The organism is Arthrobacter sp. NtRootA1 (assembly GCF_019976975.1).
Lineage (GTDB): Bacteria > Actinomycetota > Actinomycetes > Actinomycetales > Micrococcaceae > Arthrobacter > Arthrobacter aromaticivorans.
Genome location: NZ_AP024630.1, coordinates 4,107,646 through 4,121,564, shown reverse-complemented (window position 1 = coordinate 4,121,564; position 13,919 = coordinate 4,107,646). Strand labels below are relative to the sequence as shown.

General features: G+C 63.2%; 11 protein-coding genes. 7 read left to right on the top strand and 4 right to left on the bottom strand.

Annotated features, from left to right (window positions below; translation table 11 throughout):
• The first annotated feature begins 173 nt into the window (after positions 1-173).
• Both LDN90_RS18760 and LDN90_RS18755 read left to right on the top strand, forming a co-directional pair.
• Positions 174-1,238 (top strand): IS110 family transposase, encoded by a 1,065-nt coding sequence (locus LDN90_RS18760; RefSeq protein WP_216927813.1) that lies wholly within the window; start codon positions 174-176, stop codon positions 1,236-1,238.
• A gap of 39 nt (positions 1,239-1,277) precedes the next feature.
• A complete protein-coding gene (locus LDN90_RS18755; RefSeq protein ID WP_223946640.1) occupies positions 1,278-2,669 on the top strand; it encodes an MBL fold metallo-hydrolase in 1,392 nt (463 codons plus the stop codon).
• Between the two features lie 60 nt (positions 2,670-2,729).
• Here LDN90_RS18755 and LDN90_RS18750 read toward each other — a convergent pair whose 3' ends face one another.
• The 3 genes from LDN90_RS18750 to LDN90_RS18740 form a co-directional block, all read right to left on the bottom strand.
• A complete protein-coding gene (locus LDN90_RS18750; protein ID WP_223946639.1) occupies positions 2,730-3,410 on the bottom strand; it encodes a FadR/GntR family transcriptional regulator in 681 nt (226 codons plus the stop codon).
• Positions 3,407-4,690 (bottom strand): MFS transporter, encoded by a 1,284-nt coding sequence (locus LDN90_RS18745; protein ID WP_223946638.1) that lies wholly within the window; start codon positions 4,688-4,690, stop codon positions 3,407-3,409. Before LDN90_RS18745 ends, LDN90_RS18750 begins: the two co-directional genes overlap by 4 nt.
• Before the next feature lie 77 nt (positions 4,691-4,767).
• A complete protein-coding gene (locus LDN90_RS18740) occupies positions 4,768-6,210 on the bottom strand; it encodes a PucR family transcriptional regulator (RefSeq protein ID WP_216927352.1) in 1,443 nt (480 codons plus the stop codon).
• A gap of 146 nt (positions 6,211-6,356) precedes the next feature.
• On the opposite strand from LDN90_RS18740, the gene LDN90_RS18735 reads away from it, so the two are divergent.
• The 4 genes from LDN90_RS18735 to LDN90_RS18720 all read left to right on the top strand — a co-directional run bounded on the left by LDN90_RS18735 (position 6,357) and on the right by LDN90_RS18720 (position 11,060).
• On the top strand, positions 6,357-7,787 hold the full coding sequence (locus LDN90_RS18735) for a gamma-aminobutyraldehyde dehydrogenase (RefSeq protein WP_223946637.1): 1,431 nt from the start codon (positions 6,357-6,359) through the stop codon (positions 7,785-7,787).
• 54 nt (positions 7,788-7,841) lie between these two features.
• Positions 7,842-9,197, top strand: coding sequence for a 4-aminobutyrate--2-oxoglutarate transaminase (gene gabT / locus LDN90_RS18730; RefSeq protein ID WP_223946636.1), 1,356 nt, complete (start codon positions 7,842-7,844; stop codon positions 9,195-9,197).
• Positions 9,198-9,606: 409 nt separating this feature from the next.
• Positions 9,607-10,053 (top strand): hypothetical protein, encoded by a 447-nt coding sequence (locus LDN90_RS18725; protein ID WP_223946635.1) that lies wholly within the window; start codon positions 9,607-9,609, stop codon positions 10,051-10,053.
• Positions 10,054-10,091: 38 nt separating this feature from the next.
• The gene (locus tag LDN90_RS18720) at positions 10,092-11,060 is read left to right on the top strand and encodes an IS3 family transposase (protein WP_223946634.1); all 969 of its coding nucleotides are present in this window, start codon (positions 10,092-10,094) and stop codon (positions 11,058-11,060) included.
• 124 nt (positions 11,061-11,184) lie between these two features.
• On the opposite strand, the gene rarD is transcribed toward LDN90_RS18720, so the two are convergent.
• Positions 11,185-12,279: an EamA family transporter RarD gene (rarD, locus tag LDN90_RS18715; protein WP_223949330.1), complete on the bottom strand. Its 1,095-nt coding sequence runs from the start codon at positions 12,277-12,279 to the stop codon at positions 11,185-11,187.
• Positions 12,280-12,407: 128 nt separating this feature from the next.
• Between rarD and LDN90_RS18710 the strand changes: the two genes are divergently transcribed.
• Complete coding sequence (locus LDN90_RS18710; RefSeq protein WP_223946633.1) at positions 12,408-13,880, top strand: FAD-dependent oxidoreductase; 1,473 nt, start codon at positions 12,408-12,410, stop codon at positions 13,878-13,880.
• The last annotated feature ends 39 nt before the right edge of the window (positions 13,881-13,919 follow it).

Sequence of the window (13,919 nt, the reverse complement as noted above, 5' to 3'; positions counted from 1 at the left end):
GGGTGGAGCGGCCGGTACCGCCCGGCCCACCTCGGTAACTTGATCAGAAGGTTGTCCGCCCTCAGGCGTGACTCGTCACAGTGTTGTTCCGAAGTGACCTCTACCCGGGACCGGTACCGGCCGTTTTACGGCCCTGACCACATCCGCGAATAGAGGAAGACGCCAGAACCGCCATGACTATCGTCGCGCATTCCCGTCCTTTTGTCGTCGGCGTCGACACGCACGCCAAAAACCATGTCTACGCCATCATCACCGCAGGCACCGGTGAATTGATTGCCACCCGGGCCTTCCCGACCACCGGGGCAGGCATCAACCGTGCCATCGCCTGGGTCGCGCGCCACACCGGCGCTGACCTGGCTGCCTTATGGGTCGTTGAAGGAGCCGCGTCCTACGGCGCCCTGTTGGCCGGCGCGGTCGGCGCCGCCGGCTACGAGGTCGCCGAAGCCGCGCGCATGGATGCACGTCAGGGAACCGGTAAATCCGATCCGCTCGACGCGCACCGGATCGCCGCAGCCGTTCTGCCCTTGGATGAGCAGCAGCTGCGCCAGCCACGGCTGAACGAAGGGGTCCGCGCCGCCTTGCGGGTCCTGGTCTGCGCACGGGAAGCCATGACCACCGACCGTACCCGGGCGGTCAACGCCTTGACCGCCCTCCTGCGCGTAAACGACCTCGGCCTGGATGCCCGCAAACCCCTGACCGGAGCACAGATCGCCGAGGCGTCCCGGTGGCGTTCCCGGGAGGAACCACTGGCACTGACCGTCGCCCGGTCCGAAGGGGTCCGGCTAGCCAAACGCATCAGCGAGCTCGACGCGGACATCAAAACCAACAACCGCCAAATCACAGAACTGGTCCAAATAAGCGAAGCCGCCCCGCTCCTGCAGGAACCAGGCTTCGGTCCCGTCACTGCCGCCATCTGCCTTACCGCCTGGTCCCACCACGGACGGATCCGCTCAGAAGCAGCCTTCGCGTCCCTAGCCGGGGTCAACCCGATTCCGGCGTCCTCCGGCAACACCGTCCGGCACAGACTCAACCGCGGCGGCGACAGAACCCTGAACAAAGCCCTGCACATGGTCGCCCTGAGCAGAATGACCTTCGACCCGGCCACCATCGGATACGTCCACAAACGACAAGCCGAAGGACGAACCAAAAAGGAGATCCGCCGGTGCGTGAAACGCTATCTCGCCCGACGGACCTACCGAACCCTTAACGCCACAAACACGGACCCACGCCACCCTTGACAACCATAGAAGGATCCCCGCGTTGCTTTAACCTGAGGTATGGACGTCGTCGTCATTGAAACGCCCCAGTTGGGGGACCGGAGCTACCTGGTGCATGACGGCAGCGTGGCCTTGGTGATCGACCCCCAGCGGGACACCGATCGGATAGAGGCGGCAGCGAGGGAAGCCGACGTCCGGATCACCCATGTGGCCGAAACCCATCTTCACAACGACTACGTCACTGGCGGTCTGCTGCTCGCCGAGGCGCATGGTGCCGCTTACCTGGTCAATGCCGATGACCATGTTGAATTCAGTCGCGTGCCCGTCTCTGACGGACAGGTGCTTCACGTCGGCCGGCTCACTGTGACGGTGGTTGCCACGCCTGGCCACACGCACACTCACCTCTCGTACGTGGTGCGGGAGGACGCGCACGACGGCGGCACTGAGGCTGTGTTTTCCGGCGGCAGCTTGCTCTATGGTTCAGTCGGGAGGACGGACCTGGTGTCTCCTGATGACACTGCAAAGTTGGCCCACGATCAGTACTCTTCCGTCCGGCGCCTTGTTTCCTCGGCATCGCCGGGCGCAGCGCTTTATCCAACACACGGCTTCGGTTCCTTTTGCTCCGTGGGGCCCTCCAGCAAGGTGAACGCCTCAACCATTGGCCAGCAAGCCGCCGCCAACCATGCCCTGACTGATCCCAACGAGGACCATTTTGTGGCCGAGTTGCTGGAGAACATCACAGCCTATCCGGCCTACTACGCACACATGAGCCCTCTCAACGCCGCCGGCCCCGGTGTAGCGAACTTGCAGGTGCCTGATTCCGTGGACGCCGCAGAGCTGAGCCGTCGCTTGGGAGCGGGGGAGTGGGTGGTGGATCTGCGGCACAGAGTGGCTTTCGCGGACAGCCATCTCCAAGGCAGCGTGAGCTTCGAGTACGGGCGGGGCGATAACTTCACCAGCTACCTCGGCTGGGTGATCCCGTGGAATCAACCCCTTACCTTGCTGGGCCCGTTGGATGAGGTGGAGAAGGCGATCCGCGATTTGGCGAGGATTGGCATCGATGGGCCGGATGCCGCCGTCGGGCCTGATGCCACGGTTTTGAACGTTGGTGCGCTGGCACCTGACCATCCCCGGGCGAGCTACGAGCACGGGGACTGGGCTGCACTCCTCAAAGACCGGGAGCCTGAGGACGTGGTGCTGGATGTTCGCCGCCCCGAGGAATACAAGGCGTCGCACGTCAAGGGAGCGCTCAACGTTCCGGTCTATGAGTTGCTTGGCAGGATCACTGAGCTGCCGGACGCCAGGATCTGGGTGCACTGTGCCACGGGATACCGGGCGAGTGTCGCAGCGAGCCTCCTGGACCGGGCCGGGCGCGATGTGGTGCTGATCAACGCGAAGTTCAGGGATGCTGCCGGGGTGGGAATCGAGACCGTGTCCTACCAGGCCCGGTAATCCGTTGCAGGCCCGCTATCTCGTCGCTGGGCAACAACGGATCAGCGGGCTGGCAACGGATTAACGAGGGGTCTTGTCTGCGCAGAAATCCAGGTTCCGGTAAACGCTCTGGACAGCGGCGTCGGGATCGTGTGCTTCCAACGCGTCCACCAGTTCGTCGTGGCCTTCGCGGGGGATGCCGTTGAAGCCGCCCTTGCGCTGCTGGCGGAGGAGGTCGTTGTGGAAGACCCCGCCAAAGGAGACGTAGAGCTGATGTAGCAGCGGGTTTCCTGATGCCAAGGCAACGCGTTCGTGGAATTCCCAATCGGCGCGCGCCCACGTGGGGTAGTCCTCGGACTGCCAGGCGTCATGGCGCAGAGCCAGGAGGCGGCGCATCTCGGCCAAGTCTTCGGCTGTGGCGTGCTTGGTGGCGAGGCGGGCCGCCTGGGTGTCCAGGCCGAGCCGCACTTCCACGATGTGTTCCTGGGTGTGCTCCAAGTACATACGCTGTGCCGCGCCGGACATTTCGCTGTTGGCCCGCACGTATGTGCCGTCACCGCGGCGGACTTCGAGCATGCCCGAGTGCGCCAATGCCTTGATGGCCTCGCGGAGGGTTCCCCGGGAAACGCCCAGGGTTGCCATGAGTTCAGGCTCTGCCGGGATGCGCTCCTGAAGCGGCCATTCGCCTGATTTGATCATGTCCCGCAGCTTTGCGGTGATCTCCTCGGCGAGGGCCGGGCGATGCGAAGGGGTCAGGGTCATGCTGTCCTCGGTCCGGTCTTGGTAGCAGTGCGCTTGCTCGTGAGCATGTGGCAGGTAACCATGAGCGCCACCGCCACGATGGAGAGCAGGCTCATTGGCAGCGCCCAGCCGCCCGTTGCGCTGTGGAGCAGCCCCATGCCAAAGGGGCCAATTGCCGCAATCAAGTATCCCAGCGATTGGGCGATCGTGGAGAGCGCGGTGGTTTCCGCCGTCGACCGTCCGCTGCGGCTGATGATTACCAGGACCAACGGGAAGATGCCCAACCCGAAGCCGAACAGCACAGCAGGCACAACTGCCAGCGACGTCGACAGCCAGACCATGGCGGCAATGGCAACCAGCGTGGAGCTGCTTGCGAGGTAGAGGGCAGGCCGCAGCATTCCGGGCCTGGAGCCGAAGGCGAGCAGGATCATGCCTGCGGCCACGGAGACCAGCTGCATGACGCCAAACTGCAGACCGCTTTCGGAGGCGCTGAGGCCCTGGGACGTGAGGATGTAGGCGAACCAGCTCATCACGGCGTAGGCGAGGAAGGCCTGGAAGGTGAAGATGGCAGTGATCAGGATGCCCAGGCGAGTGCGGAGGAGGGGCCACATGGATATGCGCGGACGGTCCGTCCTGGTGGAGTTCCGGTGCGAGTGCAGGACCACCGGCAGGAAGCCCAGCAGTGCTGCGACGCCCAGGATTCCCCAAGCGGCAAGACCCATCGACGGCGAACCGAGCTGCTGCGCCAAGGGAACGCTGACGGCCGCTGCGAAGGTGGCACCACCGGACATCGTGAAGGTGTAGAGGCCGGTCATCATGGAGGTCCGGTCGGCGTGGTGCTCCCGGATGAACGACGGCATGGCCACGTTGCACACGGCAAGTCCGGACATCGCCAGGACTGTTCCGCCAAGGAGCGCTCCGGTGGCCGGTATGCCACGAACCAGTAGACCCCCGGCCAGCAAGGCCAAGGCAATCGCAATGGCCTTCTCCACGCCCACCCGGCGGGTTAGCCACGAGGTCCCCATCCCCGCAACCGCGAAGCACAGCAGCGGAATCGAGGGCAGGATCGATGCCACCAGCGGGCCGTAGCCCAGCACCTGCTGCAGCTCATGGAACAGGGCCGCAGCGCTGGTGATGCCGGCGCGCAGGTTCAGCCCAATCAGTACCACGGCGATGATTCCGACGACGGCGACGACGCGCGTCTTGGGTGCCTGCGCAGCGGGAAGGGCGCTCGCCGCAGGGGCAGGAGAGATCGTAGGGATGTTTCCTGTGGTGGGGGTAAGAGGGGTCGTCGCAGCCATATCTAAAGGTTAGACGTTTGACGTCTAATGTCTACACTTTTGTGGTGAACCTCTCCACGGGCTTCACAGCAGCGTACTTACCGCGGGTTTCGCGAACCCAAGCGCTGCACCGCCAAGGCGAGCCAAAGCTGCACGCGATCCTGCGTTTGGGACGGGTCATAGCCAGTCAGCTCGGTGATCTGGGCCAGCCGGTACCGCACGGTATTGCGGTGCAGGGTCAGGGCTTCGGCGACGGCGGCGACGGACCCGTTGTGGTTCAAGTAGCTTTCCAGCGTGGCTACCAGTTCAGCACCGTGGGCGGCATCGAACTTCCTCAATGGTGTGAGCGACTCGCTGGCCATGTCGGCCAAGGGGACATCCTCGCTCGCCAGCAGGAGGGATGTGAGGCTCAGCCGTTCGGGCTCGTTGACCGGTAAGCCGTGCGCCACGGCGTCGCGCGCTTCAAAGTAGCTCCAGCGCAGGCCGTTCGGCTTGGTGTAGGCGCCGCCGATTCCGATCACGGCGTGGATCCCGGCCTCCTGCAGGTGGTCGCTCAGGCTCTTGGCCAAGGCCGTCGCGGAGCTTCCGTCGTCGGTGATGACGGTGACCAGATCCTTCCCGACGACGGCGCTGACGCCGGCTTCCAGCGCCTGGGGCAGGGAGATGTTCACCAGTTGTTTATGGTGTGCCGTGGACTCCGCCACGAGCACCACGTTCTTCCGGGTGCTGTTGATTCCAACGCCTGCCAAACGGCGGGCAGCTTCTATGGTTTCCAGGGTCCCGTGGATGACGTCGTCCAGAACCTGTCCAGCCATGGCGCGCTGGGCCTGCCGCTGCTTGACCATGTTGTTCAGCTCCACGCTGATGAGGTTCTGCGCGTAGCTGACGATCCCCGAGTCCACGAACGGCTGGCGCAACCACAGTGTGCAGGCATCCCTGCGGCCGGTGGGGATCGGGTACGAAGCCCAGCCATCCGCCGTCGGGGCCGGTTTTCCGGGAACGCTGTTGTAGAGCTGCGCGCTGAACTGCGTGAGCACAACATCAGTGCGCAGCATGCTGCCCAACTGTTTCAGGAGCTCGCCCAAGCCGCCGCCAGTGAGGAGTGACCGGGCCAGGATCTGGTGTCCGGCCAGCAGCCGTTCCAGGTTTGAGTAGTGGTCAGCTGAATGTGACTCGGCGACGAGCTTTCCGATCGCGATAAAGGGAATCTCGTAGGGCACTTCAACCAGGGGCAAACCCCAACGGTTGGCTTCGGCGATGAGCGCCTCCGGAACGGACTCGTGGGTGAGGCCGATGCCGAAGCCGATGCCCACCGCACCTGCCCGCTGGACCTGCCGGACGAATCGGCGCTGGTCGGCGGCACTCTTCAGGCGCAGGCCCGTGGTGAGGACCAATTCCCCGCCGCTAAGGAAGCGCTGTGGATCCTCCAGCTCGGTTACGGCCACCCAACTGATGTCCTGGGTCCAGGTTGCCTCTGCGCTACCTGTTTTACGGAGCTTCAATGACGGGACAGCGACGAGCGAAGAGAGGGACATTGCCATGGTTACAAGCGTAACCCGGCGCTGGTCAAGCGCACTAAGGAGGGTATGCCGGTGTGTGCAGCTGACTATTCCTTGGACCCCTCCGCTGGCATAGGCTCTGATCAGCTAAAACCCATGCCCCAGACACCGAAAGAGGGTTGCACACCGTGGTTCAAACCTTGCAGAACTTCATCAACGGCGAATTCGTTACGCCGGCAGGTACGGGTCTCCTGGACATCGTGAACCCCACCAACGGGGAGATCGTTGCCAAGTCGCCGATTTCGGTGCAGGCCGATGTTGACGCCGCCATGACTGCAGCCAGCGAGGCCTTCAAGACGTGGAAGCACGTTACGCCGGGCCAGCGCCAGCTCATGCTGCTCAAGCTCGCTGACGCCGTGGAGGCCAACAGCGAAGAACTCGTTGACGCCCAGCACCGCAACACCGGTCAGGTCCGTTCCCTGATCGCTTCCGAGGAAGTTGCCGCCGGCGCAGACCAGCTCCGCTTCTTCGCCGGTGCGGCACGCATCATGGAAGGCAAGTCCGCCGGGGAATACTTTGAGGGCCACACCTCCTACGTTCGCCGCGAACCGATCGGCGTCGTTGCCCAGGTTGCCCCGTGGAATTACCCGTTCCTGATGGCCATCTGGAAGATCGGCCCCGCCCTCGCAGCCGGCAACACCGTTGTCCTCAAGCCCTCGGACACCACCCCGGAATCCACTCTGGTGCTGGCACGCCTCGCCGGTGAAATCTTCCCCGCCGGCGTGCTCAACGTTGTCCTCGGCACCGGCGAAACCGGCGCGATGATGGTCGACCACAAGGTGCCCGGCCTCGTGTCCATCACCGGTTCCGTTCGCGCCGGCATCGCGGTGGCCAGCGGCGCAGCCAAGGGCCTCAAGCGTGCACACCTGGAACTTGGCGGCAAGGCTCCGGCCATTGTCTTCAAGGATGCCGACATCAAGAAGAGCGCAGCGGCCATCGCCGAGTTCGCCTTCTTCAACGCGGGCCAGGACTGCACTGCCATCACCCGTGTGCTGGTGGAAGACTCTGTCCACGATGATGTTGTGGCAGCAATGGTGGAGCACACCAAGACCCTGCACACTGGTTCGCAGAACGACGAAGAGAACTACTTCGGCCCGCTGAACAACGTGAACCACTTCAACGCCGTCACTTCGGTGGTGGAGCACCTCCCGGCCAACTGCAAGATCGAAACCGGTGGCCACCGCGCAGGCGAGAAGGGCTTCTTCTTCGAGCCCACCATCATCACCGGCGCCAAGCAGACCGATGACATCGTGCAGAAGGAAACCTTTGGTCCGGTCATCACCGTCCAGAAGTTCAGCACGGAAGCCGAAGCGCTCGAGTTGGCCAACGACGTCGAATACGCCCTGGCGTCCAGCGTCTGGACCACTGACCACGGCACGGCCATGCGCATGAGCCGTGACCTGGACTTCGGTGCTGTCTGGATCAACACCCACATCCTCCTGACGGCAGAGATGCCCCACGGCGGCTTCAAGCAGTCCGGCTACGGCAAGGACCTCTCCATGTACGGCGTTGAGGACTACACGCGCATCAAGCACGTGATGAGTGCATTAGATGCATAACGCATTCGCGTAACCCGTACCCCCACCACAGCTTCCCAGAAAGGCCAATTCCCCATGACCACTACCGCGAATGAACTCTCGTACCGCATCGAGCAGAAGCGCAACATCAACGGCGCCTTCCCCGGCCCCAAGTCGCAGGCGCTGGCCGAGCGTCGCTCCGCCGTCGTTGCTGCCGGTGTCGCCTCCGGCGTCCCCGTTTATGTTGAAGACGCCGACGGCGGCATCATCCGCGACGTCGACGGCAACTCCTTCATCGACCTCGGCTCGGGCATCGCCGTGACCAGCGTCGGCGCGTCCGATCCCGCCGTCGTCGCCGCTGTCCAGGAAGCTGCTGCGCACTTCACGCACACCTGCTTCATGGTGACCCCGTACGAGGGTTACGTAGCTGTGGCCGAGCAGCTCAACCGCCTCACCCCGGGCGACCACGCCAAGCGCACCGTGCTGTTCAACTCCGGCGCTGAAGCCGTGGAGAACGCCGTCAAGGTTGCACGCCTGGCTACCGGCCGCGACGCAGTGGTTGCCTTCGACCACGCCTACCACGGCCGCACCAACCTGACCATGGCGCTGACTGCCAAGGCCATGCCGTACAAGACCAACTTCGGCCCGTTTGCGCCCGAGGTCTACCGCATGCCCATGAGCTACCCGTTCCGTGAAGAGAACCCGGAGATCACCGGTGCCGAGGCTGCCAAGCGCGCCATCACCATGATCGAGAAGCAGATCGGTGGCGACCAGGTTGCCGCAATCATCATCGAGCCCATCCAGGGCGAGGGTGGCTTCATCGTGCCGGCCGAAGGTTTCCTCCCGGCACTGTCCGCATGGGCCAAGGAAAAGGGCATCGTCTTCATCGCCGACGAGGTCCAGTCCGGCTTCTGCCGCACGGGCGAATGGTTCGCCGTTGACCACGAAGGTGTTGTCCCGGACATCATCACCATGGCCAAGGGCATCGCCGGCGGCCTCCCGCTGTCCGCGATCACCGGCCGCGCCGACCTGCTCGACGCCGTTCACCCGGGCGGCCTCGGCGGCACCTACGGTGGCAACCCGGTTGCTTGTGCAGCCGCCCTCGCTGCCATCGACACCATGGAACAGCACGACCTCAACGGCCGCGCCCGCCACATCGAAGAGCTCGCCCTCGGCAAGCTCCGCGAACTGGCGGCTGAAGTTTCCGTAGTTGGCGACGTCCGTGGCCGTGGCGCAATGCTGGCCATCGAGCTCGTACAGCCTGGCTCGAAGGAACCGAACGCCGAGCTCACCAAGGCCGTTGCGGCTGCCTGCCTCCAGGAAGGTGTCATCATCCTGACCTGTGGCACTTACGGCAACGTGATCCGCCTGCTCCCGCCGCTCGTGATCAGCGATGAGCTGCTCATCGACGGCCTCGAGGTCCTCGCTGCAGCCATCAAGGCCCACGCGTAAGATTCTCACGCTGTATACAAGGAGGGCCGGGATTCCCGGCCCTCCTTGTGCGTTAACGGGCGGCGCGTCGAGTTCGCCGGAACGCGTCCAGACCGCTGGAGCTATCCGGCGATTTCGCACTGTTCCCGCGTCCTCGGCGCAAGGAAGCCACGGAAGCGCTCGACGGCGGAGCTTGGCCATGTCCGTCGAGTTGTCGACTTCGCCGGAACGCGTCCAGGCCGCTGGAGCTGACCGGCGGTCTGGCAGTGTTCTCGCGTCCTCGGCAGGGGATCGGAGCTCACGAAACCAACTCCACTCCGAGAACGCGGGAAAGCGCTGAGTTCGCCGGAGGTTCCCTGTGTGTCAGGCTGTTGTGTGACAGTTTTGCTGTCCGTAGCGGCCTGACACACGGGGCGGGGAAAGGTCCGTCATGGATTTTGTTGTCCCCTTGCGTGCTTCGAAGCGGAGTCACTTCACTTTGGCCCAGAAACACATGATTCTGGATGAGTATGAGAAGTGTTTGGAGCGTGGATCAAAGATCGCGTTCTGCAGGGCTGTTGGTATCACCGATGGAACGATCCGGCTCTGGGGCAGGCAACGTGAGGCCGGGGAGTTGAGATCCCGGGCCATGACCGGAAAAGAGGACCAGCGTTTGAGAGAAGGAGACAGGCGGCTACTGAAGCAGGTCTTGAAGGAGAACGAGATCCTCAAGGCCAAGCTGGCCAAGTCCGAGGCCGCGGTGGACATCCTGGGAAAAGCTTCCGCGCTCTTGGATGCCATGGCCAGGAGCGCAGCGGCGACGGACCCCGAACTGAAGGATCCGGAGCCGCAGCGCCCGGACTGGTTGAACCCAAAATCTGGAAAGACATTGCCCTGACCTTTGTCGGGAATCTGGTCGCTGCTGGCTGGTCAGCTGTGAAGGCGTGCGCGGTTGTTGGGCTTCACCGCACCACGTGGTACCGGTATCTGAGCCCGCCGGCAGCGGCCGGGATCACTATCGCCCATGCCGACCGGGCGTATCCGAACCGGATTACCTCAGCCGAAGCTGAGGAGTTCATGACCGCTCTGAACTCCGAGGACTACGGAAACCTTTCGGTCACCCAGGCCTATTACCGGATGCTCGATACCGGACACTGCTCCTTCTCCATCGCAACAGCGCACCGTCTCGTTGCTGCGCGTGGACAGAACGGTGACCGGCGTGTTCAACGCGGAAACACCAGCCCGAAGCGGATCAAACCCGTCGTGGAAGCCACCGGCCCGAACCAGCTCTGGAGCTGGGATATCACCATGCTCCGCGGCCCGGGCAAACACACCTACAAGCTCTACGCGATCATCGATGCGTTCTCCCGCAAGGTCATCGCCCACCGCGTCGAACACCACGAGACCGCGGCCCTTGCCTCCACATTCATACGTGAGGCCGTGGACACGACTCACCAGCGGCCCTTGGTTCTGCACGCCGACAACGGAGCTCCCATGCGGGCCGGGACCACCGTGGACCTGGCCCGGGCGCTTGGCATCACCTTGTCCTACTCCAGGCCCCGGGTCTCGAACGACAACCCGTACTCCGAAGCGCTCTTCAAAACCGTCAAATACGACCTGGGATTCCCCCAACGGTTCCGGGACCTACAAGACGCCCGGGACTACATGGACCAGTTCTTTGCCGCTTACAACGCCCATCACAGGCACAGCGGCTTGAACTTCTACACCCCCGACACCGTCCACTACGGGCTGATCGAGCAGGCGCGCAGGCAACGACAACAAACCCTCGATGCCTGCTACGCCCGCAACCCGCACAGATACCACCGCAGACCCACCGCGCCAGGAATACCACCCACCGCCGGAATCAACCACAGAAAAACCACCCAGCTGTCACAAACAGCTTGATATATACCGGGTTTCCGGGTGACCTCGCACCGTTCCGGCGACCTCGGCGCGGGAAGCGCTCGACGGCGGAGTTCGCTTGGGCGCCTAGCGCCAGATGAGCGCCAGGTGACCGTTCAGCAGGTGCCTAGGCTCCCGCAGCAGCCGCGATCCGGGCCTTCTTCTTCAGCGACGAGTTCTTCTTCGCTGTGCGCAGCATGTCCACCGTGAGCACCAGCAGGGCGAGCCACACCACGCAGAATCCGATCCAGCGGGCCGTGGTCATGGCCTCGTTGAAAACGGCCAGCGCCACGATGAACTGAAGAATCGGTGCGAAATATTGGAGAAGGCCGATGGTGGTCATGGGCAGGCGACGGGCTGAGGCGCCGAAGAAGAGCAACGGCACTGCGGTGATGACGCCGGATGCCAGAAGCAGCCAGAAATGTCCCGGGCCAAGGGCCGTGAGGGTGGCGACGCCACTCACGCCCAGTACAACCATGGTGACGGCTGCAAAGGGAGCCAGGACCACTGTTTCAACGGAGAGGCTGGTGAGCGCATCAACCCTGGGACCAACGCGCTTCTTCACGAATCCATACAGGCCGAAGCTGAAGGCCAGGATAAGCGCGATCCAAGGGAGCTGCCCGTAAGAAAAGGTCAGCACGCCCACGGCAACAAAACCAATGCCCACTGCGGCCCACTGGAGTGGACGCAGCTTCTCCTTGAGCACGAATACGCCGAGCAGGACCGACACCAACGGGTTGATGAAGTATCCAAGGGACGTCTCCACTGCGTGCCCTGTGGTGACGCCGAAGGTATAGGTGAGCCAGTTGATGGCTATCAATCCAGCGGCCAAGGCCAACGGCCCAAAGACTGTGCGGTCCTTCACAGCGGCGCCGAAGACCCTCCACGCCCGCGTGACCGTGATCAGCAACGCGCAGAAGATCAGTGACCAAACGACGCGGTTGGCAACGATTTCGATGGCCCCCGCCGGCTGGAGCGCCAGGAAGTACAGCGGAAGCAGTCCCCACAGGCTGTAAGCGCCAATACCAAAGAGGATTCCCGCCGTCGACTCGCTCCAGACCAGCTTTCGTCCGCGGTTCCTGGCGCCGGAAGTATCGCCGTGAAGTTCACTGCTGGACGCACTCGCAGTCGCGGGCTGGCTGGAAGTGGACGAGTTTGCGGTGATCTGCTCGGGTGTCGACACAATGTCGCCAACACCAAACGTGAGCGCAATATTCCGCAATGTTGGCATCAATCGCCTGTTTTCGTGTGACTCCCGCCATATAGGAGGCCGGGTGCAGGGCAGACATCTAGAATTGGAATCTGCGCGCCCCAACAACGGCGTGGCTTACTGCTTCGGAAGGGCTTACGGTGTCCAACTCAGCCGGAACCACCCCCAAACGTCCGCTTCGCGTCGCCATCGTGGGCGCCGGTCCCGCCGGCGTGTATGCCGCCGACATCCTGACCAAGTCCAACGAGGTCAAGGACGGGGACGTGGAGGTCAGCATCGATCTCTTTGAGGCGTACCCTGCCCCCTATGGGCTGATCCGCTACGGTGTGGCACCGGATCACCCCCGCATTAAGGGCATCGTAAACGCCCTGCACAAGGTGCTGGACAGGGGGGACATCCGTTTCCTTGGCAACGTGACCTACGGCCGGGATCTGTCGCTTCACGATTTCCGTGCTTTCTACGACGCCGTGATCTTCTCCACGGGGGCCATTAAGGATGCGGACCTGAACATTCCGGGCATCGGGTTGGACGGGTCCTTCGGCGGAGCCGATTTTGTTTCCTGGTACGACGGGCACCCGGACGTTCCCCGCGATTGGCCGCTGGATGCCAAGGAGATTGCGGTCATCGGCAATGGCAATGTTGCCCTTGACGTGGCTCGCATGCTGGTCAAGCACCCCGATGAGCTGCTGGTCACCGAGATCCCGGAAAACGTGTACGAGGGGTTGAAGAAATCGCCTGTTACCGACGTCCACGTGTTTGGTCGCCGCGGTCCTGCACAAGTAAAGTTCACCCCGCTGGAATTGCGGGAGCTGTCCCACTGCAACGACGTAGACATTGTGCTGTACCCGGAGGACTTCGAGTTTGATGAAGCCTCCGATGAGGCAATCCGTACCAACAACCAGATCAAGACCATGGTCAACACCATGACCAACTGGCTGGTGGAGGAACATGCGGAATCCGATCAGCCATCCTCGCGCCGCCTGCACTTGCACTTCCTGCATAGCCCGGTGGAAATCCTGGACTCGCCGGAAACTCCCGGCAAGGTTTCCGGCATCAAGTTCGAGCGCATGCAACTGGACGGAACCGGCAACGTCAAGGGAACCGGGGAATTCGTGGAGTACCCGGTGCAGTCCGTCTACCGCGCGATCGGCTACCACGGCTCGCCGCTTGAGGAACTTCCCTACGATGCCCGCCGCGGTGTCATACCGAACGACGGCGGTCGCGTCCTGGATGCCGACGGCAAGCCCGTACCGGGAATTTACGCCACTGGCTGGATCAAGCGCGGGCCTGTGGGCCTGATCGGTCATACCAAGGGCGACGCGCTTGAGACCATCGGCTGCCTCCTCGAAGACCGGCTGACGTTGCCTCCAGCAGAGAACCCGGATCCGCAGGCGATCATCGATCTCCTCGAGGAACGTGGCATCGAATACACCACTTGGGAGGGCTGGAACCGCCTGGATGCCCACGAGGCCGCCCTCGGTGCGGCCTGGTCCCAGTCCCAGTCCCAGTCCCAGTCCCAGTCGGAGTCCGAATCCGGCAACGGCAATGGCGTGATCCGGGAACGCATCAAGGTAGTCCCGCGTGAGGAAATGATCCAGATCTCGCGCGGCTAACCCTTGGGATGATGCAGAGCCAACGTCCTGAATCGGCTT

Coding starts and splice junctions, on each gene's coding strand:
- LDN90_RS18760 (WP_216927813.1), top strand. CDS start 174: ATGACTATCGTCGCGCATTCCCGTCCTTTTGTCGTCGGCGTCGACACG.
- LDN90_RS18755 (WP_223946640.1), top strand. CDS start 1,278: ATGGACGTCGTCGTCATTGAAACGCCCCAGTTGGGGGACCGGAGCTAC.
- LDN90_RS18750 (WP_223946639.1), bottom strand. CDS start 3,410: ATGACCCTGACCCCTTCGCATCGCCCGGCCCTCGCCGAGGAGATCACC.
- LDN90_RS18745 (WP_223946638.1), bottom strand. CDS start 4,690: ATGGCTGCGACGACCCCTCTTACCCCCACCACAGGAAACATCCCTACG.
- LDN90_RS18740 (WP_216927352.1), bottom strand. CDS start 6,210: ATGGCAATGTCCCTCTCTTCGCTCGTCGCTGTCCCGTCATTGAAGCTC.
- gabT (WP_223946636.1), top strand. CDS start 7,842: ATGACCACTACCGCGAATGAACTCTCGTACCGCATCGAGCAGAAGCGC.
- LDN90_RS18725 (WP_223946635.1), top strand. CDS start 9,607: ATGGATTTTGTTGTCCCCTTGCGTGCTTCGAAGCGGAGTCACTTCACT.